This is a genomic window from Pseudomonas sp. NFACC13-1, from assembly GCF_900104425.1.
GTDB lineage: Bacteria > Pseudomonadota > Gammaproteobacteria > Pseudomonadales > Pseudomonadaceae > Aquipseudomonas > Aquipseudomonas fluorescens_AA.
Map to the genome: position 1 here is coordinate 106,402 of NZ_FMXV01000020.1, position 18,754 is coordinate 125,155.

Annotated in this window: 15 protein-coding genes and 1 pseudogene; 9 read left to right on the forward strand and 7 right to left on the reverse strand. The window is 62.3% G+C overall.

Translation table 11 applies throughout. The features are described 5' to 3' along the window. The first annotated feature begins 262 nt into the window (after positions 1 to 262). A complete protein-coding gene (locus tag BLQ55_RS22310; protein WP_092200242.1) occupies positions 263 to 1,165 on the forward strand; it encodes a LysR family transcriptional regulator in 903 nt (300 codons plus the stop codon). Positions 1,166 to 1,290: 125 nt separating this feature from the next. Beyond that, positions 1,291 to 1,917: a glutathione S-transferase family protein gene (locus tag BLQ55_RS22315; RefSeq protein WP_092200245.1), complete on the forward strand. Its 627-nt coding sequence runs from the start codon at positions 1,291 to 1,293 to the stop codon at positions 1,915 to 1,917. 161 nt (positions 1,918 to 2,078) lie between these two features. Here the strand turns inward: BLQ55_RS22315 and BLQ55_RS22320 are convergent, their stop codons facing one another. From BLQ55_RS22320 to BLQ55_RS22345, 6 genes are read right to left on the reverse strand one after another with little or no spacing between them, the layout of a single operon-like run. Then, the gene (locus tag BLQ55_RS22320; protein ID WP_092257099.1) at positions 2,079 to 3,209 is read right to left on the reverse strand and encodes a glycosyltransferase family 4 protein; all 1,131 of its coding nucleotides are present in this window, start codon (positions 3,207 to 3,209) and stop codon (positions 2,079 to 2,081) included. Then, the gene (locus BLQ55_RS22325) at positions 3,210 to 4,340 is read right to left on the reverse strand and encodes a glycosyltransferase family 4 protein (protein WP_092257105.1); all 1,131 of its coding nucleotides are present in this window, start codon (positions 4,338 to 4,340) and stop codon (positions 3,210 to 3,212) included. Then, entirely contained in the window at positions 4,331 to 5,698 is a 1,368-nt protein-coding gene (locus tag BLQ55_RS22330; RefSeq protein WP_092257108.1) for a glycosyltransferase family 4 protein, read from the reverse strand. Before BLQ55_RS22330 ends, BLQ55_RS22325 begins: the two co-directional genes overlap by 10 nt. Then, complete coding sequence (locus tag BLQ55_RS22335) at positions 5,695 to 6,960, reverse strand: ABC transporter ATP-binding protein (RefSeq protein WP_092257111.1); 1,266 nt, start codon at positions 6,958 to 6,960, stop codon at positions 5,695 to 5,697. The genes BLQ55_RS22330 and BLQ55_RS22335 overlap by 4 nt, the downstream gene beginning before the upstream one ends. Beyond that, positions 6,960 to 7,757, reverse strand: coding sequence for an ABC transporter permease (locus BLQ55_RS22340; RefSeq protein WP_092257147.1), 798 nt, complete (start codon positions 7,755 to 7,757; stop codon positions 6,960 to 6,962). The genes BLQ55_RS22335 and BLQ55_RS22340 overlap by 1 nt, the downstream gene beginning before the upstream one ends. Positions 7,758 to 7,800: 43 nt before the next feature. After that, complete coding sequence (locus tag BLQ55_RS22345; protein ID WP_092257115.1) at positions 7,801 to 8,715, reverse strand: GDP-mannose 4,6-dehydratase; 915 nt, start codon at positions 8,713 to 8,715, stop codon at positions 7,801 to 7,803. A gap of 424 nt (positions 8,716 to 9,139) precedes the next feature. Between BLQ55_RS22345 and BLQ55_RS22355 the strand changes: the two genes are divergently transcribed. The 7 genes from BLQ55_RS22355 (at position 9,140) to BLQ55_RS22385 (ending at position 18,349) form a co-directional block, all read left to right on the forward strand. After that, positions 9,140 to 10,753, forward strand: coding sequence for a glycosyltransferase (locus BLQ55_RS22355; RefSeq protein WP_092257120.1), 1,614 nt, complete (start codon positions 9,140 to 9,142; stop codon positions 10,751 to 10,753). Then, entirely contained in the window at positions 10,747 to 12,039 is a 1,293-nt protein-coding gene (locus tag BLQ55_RS22360; protein ID WP_092257123.1) for a glycosyltransferase, read from the forward strand. The genes BLQ55_RS22355 and BLQ55_RS22360 overlap by 7 nt, the downstream gene beginning before the upstream one ends. Continuing rightward, positions 12,036 to 12,899 (forward strand): class I SAM-dependent methyltransferase, encoded by an 864-nt coding sequence (locus tag BLQ55_RS22365; protein ID WP_092257127.1) that lies wholly within the window; start codon positions 12,036 to 12,038, stop codon positions 12,897 to 12,899. Before BLQ55_RS22360 ends, BLQ55_RS22365 begins: the two co-directional genes overlap by 4 nt. After that, on the forward strand, positions 12,896 to 14,050 hold the full coding sequence (locus BLQ55_RS22370; protein WP_092200282.1) for an acyltransferase family protein: 1,155 nt from the start codon (positions 12,896 to 12,898) through the stop codon (positions 14,048 to 14,050). The genes BLQ55_RS22365 and BLQ55_RS22370 overlap by 4 nt, the downstream gene beginning before the upstream one ends. Further along, positions 14,044 to 14,856: a class I SAM-dependent methyltransferase gene (locus BLQ55_RS22375; protein ID WP_072407604.1), complete on the forward strand. Its 813-nt coding sequence runs from the start codon at positions 14,044 to 14,046 to the stop codon at positions 14,854 to 14,856. The genes BLQ55_RS22370 and BLQ55_RS22375 overlap by 7 nt, the downstream gene beginning before the upstream one ends. Before the next feature lie 162 nt (positions 14,857 to 15,018). Further along, positions 15,019 to 16,212 carry a DUF3142 domain-containing protein gene (locus tag BLQ55_RS22380; protein ID WP_092257130.1) on the forward strand — a complete coding sequence of 398 codons (1,194 nt, stop codon included), beginning with the start codon at positions 15,019 to 15,021 and terminating at the stop codon, positions 16,210 to 16,212. Beyond that, positions 16,199 to 18,349 carry a hypothetical protein gene (locus tag BLQ55_RS22385; RefSeq protein ID WP_092257132.1) on the forward strand — a complete coding sequence of 717 codons (2,151 nt, stop codon included), beginning with the start codon at positions 16,199 to 16,201 and terminating at the stop codon, positions 18,347 to 18,349. The genes BLQ55_RS22380 and BLQ55_RS22385 overlap by 14 nt, the downstream gene beginning before the upstream one ends. Positions 18,350 to 18,563: 214 nt before the next feature. On the opposite strand, the pseudogene BLQ55_RS22390 reads toward BLQ55_RS22385, so the two are convergent. Beyond that, positions 18,564 to 18,754: pseudogene (locus tag BLQ55_RS22390) on the reverse strand (dihydrolipoyl dehydrogenase); the annotation flags it as partial.

Consider the following 18,754-nt stretch of genomic DNA (forward strand, 5'->3'; position numbering starts at 1 on the left):
TTTCAGTTGAAGCCAATCCATTGAACGACATACCCACCCTGTGGGAGCGAGCAAGCTCGCTCCCACAGAAGGTGCTTCCTTCGGTCATGAAACTGTCATGAGGCGGGATGGTACCAAGGGCCATCGCCGCTGGTCCGGCCAATGTCCCGGTGTCCGGCTGCGCTAGGCTGTGGTTCACTGGCGCAGGCCTCTACAATGGCGGCGCAGCGCTGCTTTTGAGGCGCGCGGAAAACTTGTATCAGGATTTCTCATCGGGGGATGGATGGACAGGTTCCAGGAAATGCAGGTTTTTCTCGCCGTGGCCCAGGAGTCGGGGTTTTCGGCGGCGGCGCGACGCCTGGGCCTGTCGGCGGCCAGTGTCACGCGGGCGGTGGCAGGGTTGGAACAACGCATCGGCACGCCATTGCTGGTGCGCACCACCCGCAATGTGTACCTGAGTGAAGCCGGTCAGCGCTTTCTCGAGGACTGCCGGCGGATCCTGAGCGATTTGCAGGAAGCCGAGGATTCGGCGGCCGGCAGCCACGTCCAGCCCCGTGGGCAATTGACGATCACCGCGCCGGTGCTGTTCGGCCAGTCGTTCGTCACGCCGCTGCTGGTGGATTATCTGCATCGGTTCCCCGAGGTCAGCATCAACGCTTTGTTGTTGGACCGCACGGTCAGCCTGGTGGAGGAGGGCATCGACGTTGCCCTGCGCATTGGCGAGCTGCCGGACAGCAACCTGCACGCGGTGCGGGTCGGTGAAGTACGGCGAGTGGTGTGCGGCTCCCCGGACTTCTTCGCACGCCACGGGCGGCCCCGGCATCCGGATGACCTGGAGCGAATGCCCGTGGTCGCGTCGTCGGCCATTGGCCAGGTCAAAAGCTGGACCTTCATCGACTCAGGCCAAGCGTTGGCCGTCCGGCCCGTGCCCAGGCTGGTGGTGACGGCTAACCAGGCGGCGATCACCGCCGCTTGCCAGGGGTTGGGGATGACGCGAGTCCTGTCTTACCAAGTGGCGGGCAACGTGGCCGCCGGCGAACTGGAAATCGTCCTGGCCGATTTCGAATTGCCGCCTCTGCCGATCCATGTGGTGTACCAGGGCGGACGTAATGCGCCGGCGCGGGTCCGCAGTTTTGTCGATTTTGTCGTCAGCGCATTGCGCGAACATCCGGCCTTGAGCGACTGATGTATTGTTTCTCTTGCTGAAATAATGGATTGCGTTTCTGGGTGATTCTCTTGTTTTGGCCCGGAGCGGAAGATGACCCCATCGACGCCGTTGTGCTGATGGCGTCACTTCCTGCGGAGTCGACCATGAACCCTATCAAGCACTATCACTTCCCGCTGTCCGGCCATTCCCATCGCGTTCAATTGATGCTTTCGTTGCTCGGGCTACCGGTCGAAGAGGTCTTCGTCGACTTGGCCAAGGGCGCGCACAAACAGGCGGACTTCCTCGCGCTCAATGCGTTTGGCCAGGTACCGGTCATTGACGATGACGGCGTGGTGCTGGCGGACTCCAACGCGATCCTGGTGTACCTGGCGCACAAATATGGCAAGGGCCGCTGGCTGCCCACCGATCCAGTCGGCGTCGCGCAGGTGCAGCGCTGGTTGTCGGCGGCGGCCGGGCCGATCCATGCGGGGCCGGCCACGGCACGACTGATCACGGTGTTTGGCGCGGCCTACAACGCCGAGGACGTGATTGCCCGTTCCCACGCTGTGCTGAAAGTCATTGATCAGGAATTGAGCCGTCGTGATTTTCTGGCGGGTGATACGGCGACTGTCGCGGACATCGCCGGCTACAGCTACATCGCCCACGCACCGGAAGGCAATGTGTCGTTGGAGGACTATGCCCATGTGCGGGCCTGGCTGGCGCGGATCGAAGCCTTGCCCGGGTTCGTGGGCATGCCGCGTACGGTTGCCGGGTTGCAAAAGCACGCCTGAGCATTTGAATGGGGCGCTGTTTGACGGGGGCGCTTGCTCCCGCTGGGTTGCGCTGTAGGAGCTGCCGAAGGCTGCGATCTTTTGATTTTGATCTTTCGCTCGCGACTCAATGGTCTGGGACAAGATCGCAGCCTCGTTGCGCTCGACAGCTCCTACGGGCCCTAGGCGTAGGAAAGCGCCTTTTCCTCCAGCAGTTCCTCGTACAACTGCACCCACTTTTGGCCCATCTCTTCGGAGGTGAACAACTGGCGGTAACGGGCTTCGGCCTTGACGCCCATTGCCTGGGCCTGAGCCGGGTTTTCCCACAGGGTGCGCATCGCCTCGCGGAAAGCCTCGGGGTTACTGGGTGGCACCACCAGGCCGGTTTCGCCGTGGATGTTGATGTAGCTGGTGCCGGTGCCGATTTCGCTGGAGATCATCGGCTTGCCGAACATCGCGCCTTCGAGCAGGGAGATGCCAAAGGCTTCGGAGCGCAGGTGCGAAGGAAACACGATGGCATAACTCAGTTCCAGCAGCGCAACTTTGTCTTCGTCCCCCAGGCGCCCGAGGAAATGCAGGTTACGCAGGCCCAGTTTCGTGGCCTGGGCATGCAGTTGTTTTTCCAGTGGGCCGGCGCCCAGGATGACGACGGGGTAATCCACGCCTTTGAGGGCGTCGAGCAGAATGTGCAGGCCTTTGTAATAACGCATCACCCCCACGAACAAAAAGAAACGCTCGCCCAGTTTTGCCTTCCACTGCGCCATGCGCTCGGCGTCAGGCTGTGGATAACTGCTCTTGTTCAGGCCGTAGGTGATGATTCGCGTCTTGGCGCTGTATTCCTTGAGCACATCGCTGGTGTGAACATAGTTCGGCGAGGCCGCGACGATACGGTCGGCGCCGCCCAGGAAGCGTCGCATCAGCGGGCGATAGAGCTTGAGCAGGTGCCGTTGGCGAACGATGTCCGAATGGTAGGTCACGACGTAGGGTTTTTTCACGGCACTGCAAAAGTGCACCAGGTCCATGAACGGCCAGGGGAAGTGGTAGTTGATCACATCCGCTTCGGCGGCCAGCTCACGGAATTTCTTGAAAACGCTGTAGGAGAAACCGGTGGACGCCAGTTGGAAGTCCATTCGGGCTTGGTGGACGATATGTTGTTGGATCTTGACCGGCTCGGGGGCCGGCTGCCCACTCAGGGCCAACACAGTGTTATCGATACTCAACCGGTCAGTACTGTCACATAACTGGAAGATGACCTGTACGATGCCGCCCATGGAGTCAGGCAAATAGGTTTTGTAAAAGTGCAGGACTCGCATTCAACCTCCCAAGACCTGGCGATACGCGTGGGCAGTCACCTGCGCACAGCGCTCCCAGGAAAACAGCGCGGCCTGTTGTAACCCCGCTTCCCGACACGCCTGCCAGTGCAGGCGATCGTCAACCAACCGCTCCATGGCGTCGCGCATGGCATGCGGATCGTCGGGTTCACAATAGATCCCGGCCGGCCCGGCCACTTCCGGCATCGCCGAGCAGCGGGTAGTAATCACCGGCGTGCCGCTGGCCATGGCCTCGAGTACCGGCAGGCCAAAGCCTTCATAGTGTGATGGGAAAACCAATGCCCGTGCCCCCGCCAATAGCTGGGCGACCTGTTCGTCAGGCAGGTAACCCGCCAGACAAGCATGACCGCCGGCCAGGGCGCGTTTCAACTCATCATTGAGCTGCGCCTGTTGCCATCCGCTCATTCCTACAATGAACAAAGGAAAGGCCTGACGCAGGGATTCGGGAAGCCCGGCGTGGGCGCGCAGGGCCAACGACAGGTTCTTGCGTGGCTCCAGGGTGCCGACACAGAGGAAATATCGGCCATGCTCCAGGCCATGGGCCTTGAGCACGGCGTCGATCGCTTCCGGTTCGCGCGGGTGGAAACGTGCCGCGATCCCCAGTGGCGCGACCCTCAGGCGCTCGGCGGGCAGGCCGAAATACTGCTGGGCTTCATCGGCGATGAACTGCGAGTCGGTCAGGATCAGCTGCGCCTGTTCCACCGCGCGGCTGAGTCGTCGCTCGATTTCCTTCAGGCGTGCCGGTGGTTGCGTCTCGGGGTAGCGCAGGTGAGTAAGGTCATGGAGGGTGATCACCGTCGGCCCTTCGAAGGCCAGCGGCCAAAGGCTTGGTTCGTGATACAGGTCGATAGCCTTTGAACGGCCCTGATCGAAGCGTTTCTGCTCCAGCCAGCGCCGCGCCTGGTAGGCCCCCGGAACCCGTCGCAGCAAGGGGCTCAGCCTTGAATAGCCAGGCTTGGCCGTTGGCGGCAATTGCGGGCTCCAGCCCCAACCGTGGAACAGTGACAATTGTACATCCGGCTCCTGGGTCAAGGCCGTCGCCAGTTCCGCCACGTAGTGGCCGATGCCGGTGCGTGGCGCCTGGAGAATGCGCGCGTTGAGGGCTATCCGCATGCTGTTTCCCGGTCGACGATGACTTCGTTAACGTGGCCCTCGATCCTTTCTACCAGTTGCGCACTGGCTTGGCGCCAACTCAGCCATTGCCATTGATCCAGGTTGCGCCTGGCCGGGAATACCCCGGTGTGTTCCATGTCGATGACCAGGTTCGCCAGGCTTTGGGGATCGTCGAGATCGAAGTAGGTCATGAAGTCACCGCCGATTTCCCGAAACACCGGGATATCGCTGCCCATCGCCGGCAAGCCGCGTTGCATGGCCTCCACCAACGGCAGGCCGAAGCCCTCCACGTAGGACGGGAACACCAGCGCGGTGGAGTGTCGATAGGCGTGTTCCAGGCTTTGGTCCGCCAGGTGGTTGAACATGAACAGGCGGCTGCCGAGCTGTGGATGACGCTGGATACGCTCGATCAGCGCTTCGCATTTCCAGCCGATTTTCCCGACGATGCATAACCGTGCTTGTGAACCGGCGGCCCAGGCCCGCTCGAACGCATCGATCAGGTAGGCGTGGTTTTTGCGCGGTTCGATGGTGCTGACCATCAGGAATACCGGCTCGGGGCGATTGAACAGCCGCAACAAGCCCGGGTCGACGGGTTGTGTGGTATCGATCAGGTCCAGTTCGCTGCCCAAATGGAAATAGTCGAACCAGCGCTCGCGCACCTGTTGCTCGCCAACACGCCGGACCATTTCCTGGCGAAGCTGGTCGCGGATGGTGGTGGAGATGGCGATGTAGCCGTCGGCGGTGCGGGCAATCCAGTCGAACCAATGGTTGAACACCTTGACCAGCCCGGCGTCGCAGAATTGCGGATGGGTCAGTGGAATCAGGTCATAGATCACCGAGATGATCCCGACGCCATCACGCTTGAGCTGTTCGGCCAGGGGAAAGAAACCTGAGTGCCAGGAAGAGTCCAGCAACACCAATTGATCGCCGGCTCGATGTGCCAGCGGTACGCTGCGCGCCGGGGCAGGCTTGCGTTTGAGCAGACGATCGAGGATTCGAATGGGGAGGCTCAGGCACCCCAGGGCGAACAGTCGGCAAGCAACGTACAAGAAGCGGCGTGCCCAGACCGAATGGCTGAAGGGGCGCCGCCGTTCGAGGGTCCGCTGCCTGAGCCAGAACAGATTGGCGAACTGGACCAAGCGTGCTCGCAGGCCGGCCAGATCCCACCCATTCGTGGGCAGGGGAGCCAGGCTTATCACTTCATACAGCTTGCCCTGCAGCATCACCACGGGAATGCATTCGCGGTCCTGGTCCTTGGCCGGCAATTCGCGAACGACGTTGCGTACCACTCGCTGAATGCCGGAGTTGTCATTCGGGTGGTCGTATACGTAGGTGCAATCCACCAGCAAGCGGCTCATGGCAACTCCTTTTGCGGCAACGCCTCGACGGCCGTCTGGCTCGAACGCTGGATACTGGTCCGGGCCTGGAGCCAGGAACAGCCGACGAAATCCTCCTGGCGATTATTGATGACGTGAAACACCAGCCCGTAGTCGCGCCATTCGAAATTACGGTCCAGGTGCGAGTCCAGTCGCGACAGGCTGAGCGCGACGGAGTAATTGCCCTTGCCCAGGCGCATGTCGAAACTGAAACGGAAGGTGATCTGTTCGCCGGCCTTGAGGTCGGTCACGGCTTTGTCCTGGCGATGGGTGTTGATGCCATACATGGGCTGGCCAAGGCGGTCCTTGATCAAAAAACCCAACACCAGCCGCTCGATGTCCTGGCGGATTTCAACCCGTACTTGCAACACCATCGGCTGGCCGATCTCGGCGACTTCCACCGACTGCCCCTGGCTGTTGAGCAATTGCACATCGACGATGCCGGCCTCGCCGGTGCCGGAGATCGTGCGTATCTGGCCGTTGGCGAGCATCTCCTGGCGAACCACCTGGCCCTCGCGCTGGGCCAGCATCGCGTTGTAATAATCCATCACCTCTTCCGGCTTGCCGCGCATGGCCATGCGCCCGTGTTCGAGCAGGATGGCGGTGTCGCAGATCGACTGGATCGCCGAGCGATCGTGGGACACGATCAGCAGCGTGGTACCGGCTTTGCGGAAACTGCGGATGCGCTCGAAGCTCTTGTGTTGGAAGTAGGCATCGCCCACCGACAACGCTTCGTCGACGATCAGGATGTCCGGGCGTCGGGCGGTGGCAACGCTGAACGCCAGGCGCATCTGCATGCCGCTGGAGTAGGTGCGTACCGGCTGGTCGATGGCCTCGCCGATTTCGGCGAACCCTTCGATCTCGGGCATCAATGCTTCGATTTCGTCCACGTGCATACCCAGCAACTGACCGGCCATGAACGCATTCTGGCGGCCGGTAAAGTCTGGATGAAAGCCCATGCCCAGTTCCAGCAGCGCGGCGACGCGGCCTTGCAAGTGGATGTGGCCGCAGGTGGGTTGGGTGGTGCCGGTGATCATCTTGAGCAAGGTGCTTTTGCCGGCACCGTTGACCCCGACGATGCCGACGGCTTCCCCGGGCTGGATCTCGAAGTCCACACCTTGCAGGATCCAGTGCAGTTGATGGCGCTGGCGAGAAAAGGGGACCAACCACTCGAACAGCCGGCTCCAGCGGTTTGGATACTGCTTGTAGGCCTTGCCCAGGCCGGTGACGCGCAAATGTCCCATCAGAGTTCATCCACCATTTCACCGCCGCGTCGGCGAAACATGCGCAGGCCCAAGGCACACAACAACAGGGCCACCACCAGCAACGGCACCAGCGAACTCCAGACCGGCCACTGATTATAGAGAAACAGGTTCTGGTAGCTCTGCATCAGGGCGGTCATGGGGTTGAAGGCGAGCAGTCGCTGGATCGATGGCGGCAGGATCGTCATCGGGTAAACGATCGGCGTGAGCCAGAACCAGAATTGCAGGCAAATGCCGAACAACTGCCCAACATCGCGGAAAAACACATTGAGGATCCCCAGCAGCATGCCTAGCCCGGCGGCGAACATCACTTGCAGGGCCAGCAGCGGCACCAGGGCCAGCAAGGTCATGCCTGGCCAGCGTCCGGTGATCAGCAGGAAACCGAGAAAGAGCCCGAGGATGATCGCGAAGTTGATCCCCGCGTTGAACAGCACGATCACTGGCAGGCAGATCCGCGGGAAGCTGATCTTTTTCAGCAGGTTGGCGTTTTCCAGGAACATGCCCTGGCTGCGGGTGGTGATTTCCGCGAACAACCCCCAGGTCAGCAGCCCGGCACAGAGGTAGACGCTGTAGGCCATGCCATCTTCGACCCCGGGCAGACGGGCGCGCATGATGTGGGAAAAAATAACCGTGTAGACGAGGATCATCGACAACGGGTTGAGCACCGTCCACAAGGCGCCGAACAGCGAGTTGCGATAGCGTGCCTGGAACTCGCGCTTGACGCTGCCCAGGACGAAGCCGCGGTAGCTCCATAGCGCGTGATGCAAGGTCAGTAACATCATTTTGCCTTGCCTTGATGAGGCATTAAGCAGATATTTTTTTTCATTCCTGCCGCACCCGTATTTCCCAGTCGGACAGAATTGATCTCAGGGACTGTTGTGTAGTGGTCTCAGGCTTCCATCCTGTTATCTGGTGCAGTCTGGCATGGCTGCCACAGACGCGGCGCTGGCTTACTGTGCGCAAGCGCGCGAGGTCTTGGGTCAATTGTATTTCGATCTGAGCGATATCTGCGAGCAGCTCGATCAGGCTGCGAACGCTTTGCTCACGCCCCGAGCAGATGTTGTAGATCCGGCCAGGTGTTCCCTTCTCCAGCAATGCGAGGTAAGCCGAAACTACGTCGTCGACATCAAGGAAGTCGCGGGTGACATCAATATCGCCTACGGAGAGTTGCGGCGTTTGTAGCCCCTGCTGGATACGGCAGATCTGCCGCGCGGCGCTCGCGATGACGAAATGCTCCTTCTGCCCGGTTCCGATGTGATTAAAGGGGCGTGCTACCACAACAGGCCAACCTTCGCTGATCCCCCACTGCAGACTTAACAGTTCTGCTGACAGCTTGCTTACCGCATATGGATTGCAAGGGGCAGGGGGCTGTTGTTCGGTAATGGGAAACCCGTCATCGCTGACCTGGCCATAGACGTCACCGGAGCTGACATACAGGAACGTCCCGGTGAAACCCCGGGCCTTGAGGGCCTGGAGCAGGTTCAAGGTGCCCATCAGGTTGATGTGCAGGGTGCGCGCCGGATCGCGGAAGGCTTCGGGCACAAAGGTCTGGCCTGCCAGGTGGATCACGGCGTCGGGAAGCTCGGGCCAGAGGCCCTCCAGGGTCTTGGCGTCCGTCAGGTCGTAGCGTGCGGCGACAGGCATCACCTGCCACGTCGAATCATGACCGTTCAGTCGAGATTTGAGGTGACGTCCAACGAAACCGCTGAGGCCCGTAACGAACAGACGTTTTTTCAAGCACCAGCTCCCCTGATGGTTGCTTCGTCTATTGCGAATTGAGTGGGAAATTTCCGTAAGATCGGGGAAAAGCCACTCAACGATTAGCCTAGAGAAGCGTTTGTTGTAGTTGTTTGGTTACCAATCTGTGCCAATTTTGCAGCAATTTCAACAGCGCAAACCGTGACTGGTCAGTTCTCATATTTATAGCTGGTTTATTCTTGCCGGGCGGTTCACGAACCCTTGGCGGATGTGGTTAGAATGCCCCTCGTCACGCTGTCCCTGGTTTCGATCTTCGAGATGAACCCCAGGGGCGGGACCAAAAAAACAAGAACGAGACGGGTAGCGAGATGAGCGACGCGTGGCGGCCTCCGGGCCGGCTCGATGCGTGACTCGACCGTCATGAAGTTGGGCCGCCGGGACGGCGGCGCCATGATGGGATGCCATGAATTTCATTCTTTACTCGGACGTAAACGATCACTCCATCAGCCAGAGCCTCGGCCGCCCTGAGTACAGCTATTACTTCGTGCTCAAGGCCTATCGTCCCGTGCTGGAAAGCCTGGGGCCGGTGCATGTGGTGTCGTCGGTCGCCGAGGTCGATCCGCTGTATCAGACACTGCAGCAGGCCGGGCAGGACTGCTTGTTCCTTTCGTTTTCCCCCCCGCACAAGACGCCGCTGGACCTGCTTTGCCCGATGGTCTGCGTGGTGGCCTGGGAGTTCGATTCGATCCCGGCCGAGCACTGGGACGACGACCTGCGGCATGACTGGAGTCGCACGCTGGCCCGTCATGGCCGGGTGATTACCTTGTCCAGCCATACGGCCGAGGCGATCCGCCGGACCTTGGGCGAGGATTTCCCGGTATTGGTATTGCCCACGCCGCTGTGGGAGCGTTTCGCGGCGGTTCGTGAGCGACACCCGAGCCTGCCGGTCAACCCGGGAACGACCTTGCAGATCAAGGGCTGCATCATCGACAGCCGGCCCCTCGGGCTGTCGGCCGATGGCTTGATCGCGCCGATCCTCGAAGAAGTGCCGGAACCAGAGCCGGAACCGATCGTGGAGCCAGCCCCTCTGACTTGGCGGCGGCGCGCATTCATTTCCCGCCATTACCTGCGCGAAGTCATCCGCGCCTTCACCGGCCAGCGCGAGCAGGGCCTCGTGTGGCTGTGCAAGCACAACCTGCTGTGCTGGTATCGCGAGGCGGTCCGCGACCTGGTGCCCGTGCCGGTGCGCGTTGCCACCAGCAGGATCCTGAGGGGGCCGGCAGCGCTGCCAGTGGTTGTCGAGCCCGTTCCAGAGCCTACCCCCGAACCGGCGGCACCGGCACATCCCCAGGCCGTGCTGCCGGACACCCACCAAGTGGTGGAAACCGAAGTCAGCGGCGTGGTGTACGTCAGCGTGTTCAACCCCGATGACGGGCGCAAGAACTGGCATCAGTTGGTCACCGCATTCTGTTGGGCCCTGCGTGACGTCGAGGACGCCACGCTGGTGCTGAAGATGACTCAGAACGACCTGTCGACCTACTACGTCGAGCTGTTGACGCTGCTGTCCCAGCTGTCGCCGTTCAGTTGCCGGGTGGTGGTGATGCACGGTTACCTGGAGGACGAACAATTCGCCCGGCTGTATGGCGCGGCGAGTTTCTACGTCAATGCGTCCCGCTGCGAGGGCCTGTGCCTGCCGTTGATGGAGTTCATGTCCTGTGCACGCCCCGTCATCGCACCGGACCACACGGCAATGCGCGATTACATCGACGCCGAGGTGGCCTTCATCGTCAAGTCCAGTCGCGAACCGACCATCTGGCCGGAAGACTCGCGCATTTTGTATCGCACCCTGCGCCATCGACCCGACTGGGGTTCATTGAAACTCGCCTACCAGCAGAGCTACGCCATGGCCAAGCACCAGCCGCAGGCCTACCAGGCCATGGCCGCTGCCGCGAACGAGCGGATGCGCCGCTATTGCGCGTTCGCCCCGGTGCAGCGGCGCCTGGCGGATTTCCTGGCGGAGCCAGGCTGTGACGAAGGGCTGCCGCTGGCGGTCCAGGCAGGTAGCGCCTCATGTTGATCATCATTTATTCGGAAACCAACCAGAGCAACATTCTGGAAAACCTCGGCAAGCCCGAGTACAGCTATTACTTCGTGCTCAAGGAGTTTCGCCCGGTGCTGGAGCGGTTGGGGCGGGTGGTCGAAGTGACCCGGCCTGACGAAGAGGTCGATCAGTTGTACGCCGATTGCCTGGGGCGTGGCGAGGAGTGCGTATTCCTGTCGTTTTCGCCGCCTCATCGCACCGCTGCCCACTACGCCTGCCCGACGATCCCGGTGTTCGCCTGGGAATTCAGCACCATTCCTACCGAAAGCTGGCAGGGCGAGGCCCGGCACGACTGGCGAGTGGTCTTGGGCGCGACCGGCATGGCGATCACCCATTCCAGCTTCACCGTCAACACCGTTCGTGAGGTGATGGGCGCGGACTTTCCTATCGCCGCTGTCGCCGCGCCGGTATGGGACCGCTTTGCCGCCCGTGGCGCGGTGCTGGCCCAGCGGCCGACCGTGGATCACATGCGCTTGCAGTTGCGTGGCCTGCTGATCGACAGTCGCACCACCGACCTGCGGCCTTATGGCCCACCGGTGCATCAGGCCGGCACGCCGCTGGTGCTGGACGGCCCGGCCGAGGATTGCGAGTTACTGCTGGACGGTGTGATCTATACCTCGGTGTTCAATCCTTACGACGGGCGCAAGAACTGGAAGGACATGATCAGCGCATTTTGCGCGACGTTTCGCGATGTTCCTGACGCAACCCTGGTGCTCAAGCTGACTCATCACGATGTCGGCGCCGCGCTCACCGACATGCTCCATCATGTCTACAAGAACCAGTCGTACCGCTGCCGCATCGTGCTGATTCACGGTTACCTGGCGGACGCGGACTACGAACGGCTGGTGGAAGCCACCCGATACGTGGTCAACAGTTCCTATGGCGAAGGGCAATGCCTGCCGTTGATGGAGTTCATGTCCTGCGGTCGTCCGGCAATTGCGCCGCTGAACACGGCGATGGCCGACTACATCGATCACGACAATGCCTTCGTGGTGGATTCGACCGAAGAACTGACCGCCTGGCCCCACGACCCGCGTGCGGCTTACCGGACCCTGCGTTATGTCACCGATTGGGACTCGCTGTGCTCGGCCTACCGCGCCAGCTACGACGTGGCTAAAAATGATCCCGAGCGGTATCGCCGCATGTCGGCCCATGCCGTGCGCAGCCTGGAGAAATTCTGCAGCCAGGCCAACGCCGAGCAGCGTTTGCGGGCGTTTTTCGAACAACTGTCCGAGCGTCGCCGGAACGCGGCGCAGCCATGATCCGGCGATGGTTGGCCGGGCGCAGGCCAGTGGCGCCTCCGCCACCGGTGGCCGTTTCGCCCCGGGATGCCGGCCTGTACGACGCGATGCTCGACGGCTGGTTTCGCAGTGAAACCGGCGAATTGCTCAAGGGCTTTGCCATCACGGCCGGCGATACCTTGCTGGATGTGGGCTGCGGCGAAGGTGTGGCGACGCTGTTTGCCATGCGCCAGGGCGCGTCCGTGATCTTTACCGACAGCGAACAGGACAAGGTGCGCGACCTGGCTCGCCAAGTCGAAGCCCAGGCCGCCGCGCCGTTCCTGGGGTTGGTCAGCAACAGCCTGCCGCTGCCCCTGGCCGATGGCTGTGCGAACAAGATCGTCTGCATGGAAGTGCTCGAGCATATCCATGAGCCCGAGCCGTTCATGGCCGAGCTGGTGCGCATGGGCCGCCCCGGGGCGCAGTATCTGCTCAGCGTGCCGGCCTCGGTGGGCGAGCATTTGCAGCAAGGCATCGCGCCGCCGGGCTATTTTCAAGCGCCCAACCATGTGCAGATCTTCAGTGCCGAACGATTCGCCGCGCTGGTGGAGGACGCCGGGCTGGTGATCGAGCATCGCCAGGCCAGCGGGTTTTTCTGGGTCATGGGCATGATTTTCTTCTGGGCCAGCGAACGAGCGGCTGGCCGGGACCTCGAGGGTGCCGTGCGCGACCGTATCCAGGCACCGTATCCACCGTTGATGGAGCGTTGGGCGAGCCTCTGGCAGGACATGCTGACGCAACCCGACGGCCTGGTGATCAAGCAGGTGCTGGACCGGTTCATGCCCAAGAGCCAGGTCATCATCGCGCGTAAACCCGATCCTTCTTCCGGGAGTACTTCATGAGCGGCAAGCGGATCCTGGACATCGAATTGCTGCGCGCCGTTGCGGTGATTGGCGTGCTGTTCCATCACCTGCAAGGCATGCCGTTTCCTGGCGGATGGCCGCGCCTGGCGGCCCTGGCCGACAGTTTCCAGCTGTGGTGGGGCGTGGACCTGTTTTTCGCGATCTCCGGGTTCGTCATCGGGCGCAGCCTGATCCCGCAATTGCGTCGCTGCGACAGCCCCCGGCAATTCTGGGCTGTCACCCGGGAGTTCTGGATTCGCCGGGCGTTTCGCCTGTTGCCGTCGGCCTGGCTCTGGCTGCTGCTGGTGTTGTTCGCGGTGTTCTTCCTGAACCGTTCCGGCGCGTTCGGCAGCGTGCAGGCCAACCTGCAGGCGACCCTGGCCGGTTTCCTGCAATTCGCCAACCTGCGTTTTGCCGATGCGTTCATGCAGTATGAATACGGCGCGAGCTTCGTGTACTGGACGCTGTCGTTGGAAGAGCAGTTCTATTTGATCCTGCCGCTGCTGGTATTCGTCTCGCGTCGCTATTTGGTGTGGGTGCTGCTGGCGGTGGTGCTCGTGCAGTTTTTCACCTGGCGGGGGCTGTGGCTGTCGGTGATCCGTACCGATGCCTTGGCGCTGGGTGTGTTGTTGTCGATCTGGAGCCTGCGGCCCAGCTACTGGCGCTTCGAGCCCACGTGGCTGCGCCGCCCGCCCCTGGGTGTGCTGCTGGTGCTGGGCCTTGGTGGCGTGATGGCCTGGATCGCGACCGAGCACTTCAATTTGTCGTTCTACCGTCTCGGGGTCATTGCGGTGTTCAGCGCCGTGCTGGTCTGGGTGGCCTCTTACGATCGGGATTACCTGTTGCCCCGCGGTCGGCTGAAAACGGCGCTGACCTGGGTGGGCAGTCGTTCCTACGGGATCTACCTGATCCACATCCCGGTGTTTTTCCTGTTGCGCGAGTTGTGGTTTCGTTTCGTCCCCTTGGGCTCGCCGGACCCGGCAAGCCATCCCTGGCCGGCCCTGGCGTGTGCGTTGTTGCTGATCGGGCTGTTGAGCGAACTCAACTACCGTTGGGTCGAAATGCCCATGCGCAATCGTGGCGCCCGGTTGGTCGAACGCCTGTCCGCCGCCCGAACCGTCCTTCCTGTTTCTGGAGCCCCGTCATGCTGAGCCTTTTGAAGAAACTCACCACGGGCACGCCCGCGCCCGCCGAACCGGTGGCCGAGAAAGTCGACCCGTACATGCTCGGGCTGCACGATGCGATGCTCAGCGGCTGGTTCAACCAGCAAACCGGCGAACTGTTCACGGGTTTCCCTGTGACGCCTGAGGACACGTTGCTGGACGTGGGGTGCGGCGACGGCGGCAACGTGCATTTTTGCGGAATGCGTGGGGCGAAGATCATCATCGCCGACATCGACGCGGCCAAGGTCGAAGCCACGCGCCAGCGCTTGAGCGACACCCCTGCGCGCGGCGTCGAGTGCCATGTGACCGACTGCAACCCGCTGCCCATTGCCGATGCCACGGCCACCCGGGTAGTGTCCACCGAAGTCATCGAGCACGTCGACGACCCGGCGCAGTTCCTCGCTGAACTGGTACGGGTCGGCCAGCCCGGCGCGCTGTACCTGCTGAGCGTGCCGCACCCCAGCTCCGAAGACCTGCAAAAAGACATCGCCGCGCCGGAGTATTTCCGCAAGCCCAACCACATTCGCATCATCAGTGAAGAGCAGTTCAAGGCCATGGTCAGCGAGGCCGGGCTGGAGGTGTTGAGCCACAGCCAATACGGGTTCTATTGGTCGATGTGGATGCTGTTGTTCTGGGAGGCCAAGGTCGACTTCAGCAACGCCGACCACCCGTTGCTCAATCACTGGGCCGACACCTGGCAAGCGGTGCTGAACTCACCGCGCGGGGCGCAGATCAAGCAAGCGCTGGACGCGGTGGTGGCCAAGAGTCAGGTGATTATTGCGCGTAAGCCTTGATGACGTTGGTAGGCCTCAAACCCTGTGGGAGCGAGCTTGCTCGCGATAGCGTTGGTGCAGCCGCCTATAGATTGACTGAGACACCGCTATCGCTAGCAAGCTCGCTCCCACAATGACGCGCTCGGCGTTAATCTGCACATCTTTTGCGCGCGGTAAGGCTTCATGACTGTTTTTTTCCGGCTCTCCCTGGCCCTCGCCGTGTTGCTTTTGGCGGGCTGTGAACAACCGCCACCCCCAGTCCTGGATCAACAGTTGTATATCTGGCAGCGCCAATGGACAAAGGCTCATGAGCCGGCGCTGCGCCAGAGCCTGGGCGATTTTTCCACGCTGCGGGTGCTGGCGTTGCAGGCTTTTCCCGGGGCGGGCTGGCGCCGTGCGCGAATCGACCCGGGCCTGCTCAAGGCGGACGGCCGTCCGCTGATCGCCGTGATTCGCCTGGATGGCCAGCTCAAGGCCTTGGACCAAGGCGAGATCATTGCGCAAATCCAGCAAGTGCTGGGCGATTGGCAAGCCCAAGGCCTGACCCCGGTGGGCGTGGAGGTCGACCACGATGCCGGCAATGCACGGCTGCCGGCCTATGGAAACTTCCTCGGCCAACTGCGGCACAGCCTGCCGGCCAACCTGCGGCTCAGCATCACGGCGCTACCGGCCTGGCTCGACAGCCCCGCATTGCCGGGATTGTTGGACGCAGTGGACAGCAGTGTGCTGCAGGTCCACGCGGTGAGCGATCCACGGCAGGGGCTGTTCGATCCGAAACAGGCCCGGTACTGGGCACAACGCTGGAGCGAGGTCACCACGCGGCCGTTTTATCTGGCCCTGCCAGCCTACGGCGTGGCGCTGTTGACCCAGGACAGCGGCGTGCCGGTGGTGGAGAGCGAAGTGCCGATCGATCGCGGCGGCGAGCGTCGGGAGTTGCTGGCCGATCCGCAACAAGTGGCCGGGCTTGCGGCGGATTTGCGGGCTGACCCGCCGGAACATCTCGCGGGGCTGATCTGGTTTCGTCTGCCTCTGGCCGGCGACCGGCGAGCGTGGAGCCTGACCACGCTCGGCGCCGTCGCCCGGGGCGATCACCTGGACAGTCGCCTGGCATTGCAGTGGGAGGAGCGGGGCGGTTTGTACGATATCCGGCTGGTCAACCAGGGCAATCTCGACCGCCCCTGGCCCCAGCGCCTGACGTTGGCGGTCGGGGCGTGTGACGGTGTCGATGCCTTGGCCGGTTATACGTTGCAACAAACCCCCGGACTGCTTACCTTCACTCGCATTCAGGAGGGCCGCTTGGCGGCTGGTAGCCAACGAGCAATCGGCTGGGCGCGCTGTACGAAAATCGACCAAGGAGGTTTCAATGTTTACCCGTAAGTGGCCTCGTCACCTGCTGTGCCTGAGCCTGTGCCTGCCGCTGGGCCCGGCGTTGGCCTGCGGGCCGGATTTCCCGATGCGCCTGCTGGATAACCGCGCCCAGACCCTGGCGGAGTTGCCCGAAGGCAGCTTTCGCTTCGAGGTCAGCCGTCTCGGCCAGGCGATTGCCGGGCTCAAGCCGGCCACCGAGGCGACGCGCAACCCGGACTACAGCTATGACGACCTGCCTTCCTACGTTGAACAACGCAACCAGGCCGAGCAGATTGGCCTGACCCCGCCGCAACAAGCGGTGGTGGAGCGCCTGCGGGCGCTGACCGATATCGACCAGGTGGCGACCGAGGCGGCCAACCTGCCCGATGAGCTGCGCCTGTATGCGCTCGGCGCGACGGCTTTTAACGTCGGTGAGCATCAGCGCGCCGTGGAAGCGTTCCAGCAATTGCTGGCGTTACCGGCTGACCAGCGACGGTTGCGCAGCACCTGGGCCGCGTATTCCCTTGGGCGGGCATTGTTTGCCGTGAGCACCGAGGCGGGCAGCGGCGACCCTGTGGCCTTGCAGGACCAGGCGCGAGCGGCGTTTCGCCAGGCCCGGGAAATGAGCATCGCCGGCTTCAGCGATCCGCTGGAACTGGGCATCGCCAGTCTCGGCGAAGAAGCCCGAGTGGCCTACACCGCCGACGACTGGGACAGCGCCATCGGTCTGTACGCGATCCAGAACCTGCAAGGGTCCCCGGTCGGCTACAGCTCGTTGCTGCAATTGGCACAAGGCCTGAGCGTCGAGTCGGATGAACGCTTGGGCGAGCTGCTCAAGACCAAAGCGGTGCAGCGACTGGTCACCGCCTACCTGCTCAGCCGCGTTGGCTGGTGGGACGGTGAAGAACCTTCGGGTGAGAAAAGACTGGTCAAACTGTTGCAGACCAACGCCCGGGACAACCTGGACGATGCTGACCGTTTGGCAGCGGTGAGTTACCAGCACGGCGATTACGCCAACGCCCAGGCGTTTGTGCAAAAGGCTCCGGACACAGGCCTGGCCTGGTGGGTGCGCGCCAAGCTGGCCTTGCGCGACGGCGACAAGGTAGCCGCGGCGGCGGCCTATGCCAAGGCTGCCCAGGCGTTTCCGAACGATGAATCCTGGGGCAGCCGGCGCACACCGGATTGGAATTACGAATCGGTGCAACCCAAGTGCCGGGTCGAAGGGGAAAGCGCGATCTTGGCCTTGCAGCGCGGTGATTACCTGCAAGCCTTCGATCAGCTCTATCGCGGCCAGAGCAACTATTGGTACGACGCTGCCGCCGTCGCCGAGCGGGTGCTCACAGTGGATGAGCTCAAGCAGTACGTCGACGCTCAAGTCCCGGCGCCACCGGCGTTGAGCCAAGAGGACCGAGACAACTACGTGCCGCTGCCGGTGGCCGCGAGCTTGCGCAATCTGCTGGGCAGGCGTTTGCTGAGGGAAGGGCGCTTTGATGAGGCGCCGGCTTATTTCGATAACCCGGACCTGCAGAACAAGGCCCGTGCCTATGGGCAATTGCGCCAGGACGCCGAGTCCAAATGGTGGCCAACCCGGCGGGCCGAAGCGTATTTCCAAGCGTCGTGGATGGCGCGCAAATGGGGTATGGAACTGCTCGGCTATGAGATGGCGCCGGACTACGCCAGCCTGGGCGGCAATTACAGCCTGGAGCCGGTCGAGCTGAACGTCGGCCCACTGGTGGCCGAAGGTGAAGTGCAACGCCAGCAGGCCAGCGTCGCGCAGCCGGACGTGCGTTATCACTATCGGTTTGTCGCCACGGCGCTGGCGAGCCAGGCGGCGGATTACCTGCCCCATACCAGCCAGGCGTTTGCGGCGGTGCTGTGCAAGGCGGTGGGGTACAACTCCAGCCTTGAAGAGCAAAGCGCGTTGTACCAGCGCTACGTGAAGGAAGGCCCGTACGTGGATTGGGCTGGGGATTTTGGTCATCAATGCCAGGAACCGGACTTCGGCAAGGCGAACAGACGCTACGTGACCCAGGCCCTGGACCCGATCCGCTCGACGCTGCGACCTTACAAGGTTTGGCTGGAAGTGGGCGGGCTCGTGCTGGTGGTGGCAGTGGTGTTGGGGGTGATCAGTCGCCGGCGGCGCAAGGCCCGGATGTCAGCCTCCTGAGGTGAAGCACCCATTGTGGGCGCGAGCTTGCTCCCGCTTGGCTCTGTAGGAGCGGTGTAGGAGCTGTCGAGTGCAACGAGGCTGCGATCTTTCCCCAGACACTTGAGTCTCAAGCGAAAGATCAAAAGATCGCAGGCTTCGCCAGCTCCTACAGAGCCCAGCGGGAGCAAGCTCCCTCGCCATAAAAAGTGTTCACTTTAGCTTTGCGTTGTTCCTACATCTGCGTCGCCATTCCCTCCACATTCATGGCCGCCTGGCGCAACGCCTCCGAACGGGTAGGGTGCGGGTGGCAGGTCAGGGCGATGTCCTCGGCCGAAGCGCTGAACTCCATGGCCACGCAGTACTCCCCGATCATCTCACTGACGCTCGGGCCCACCAGGTGCACGCCAAGGATTTCATCGGTGC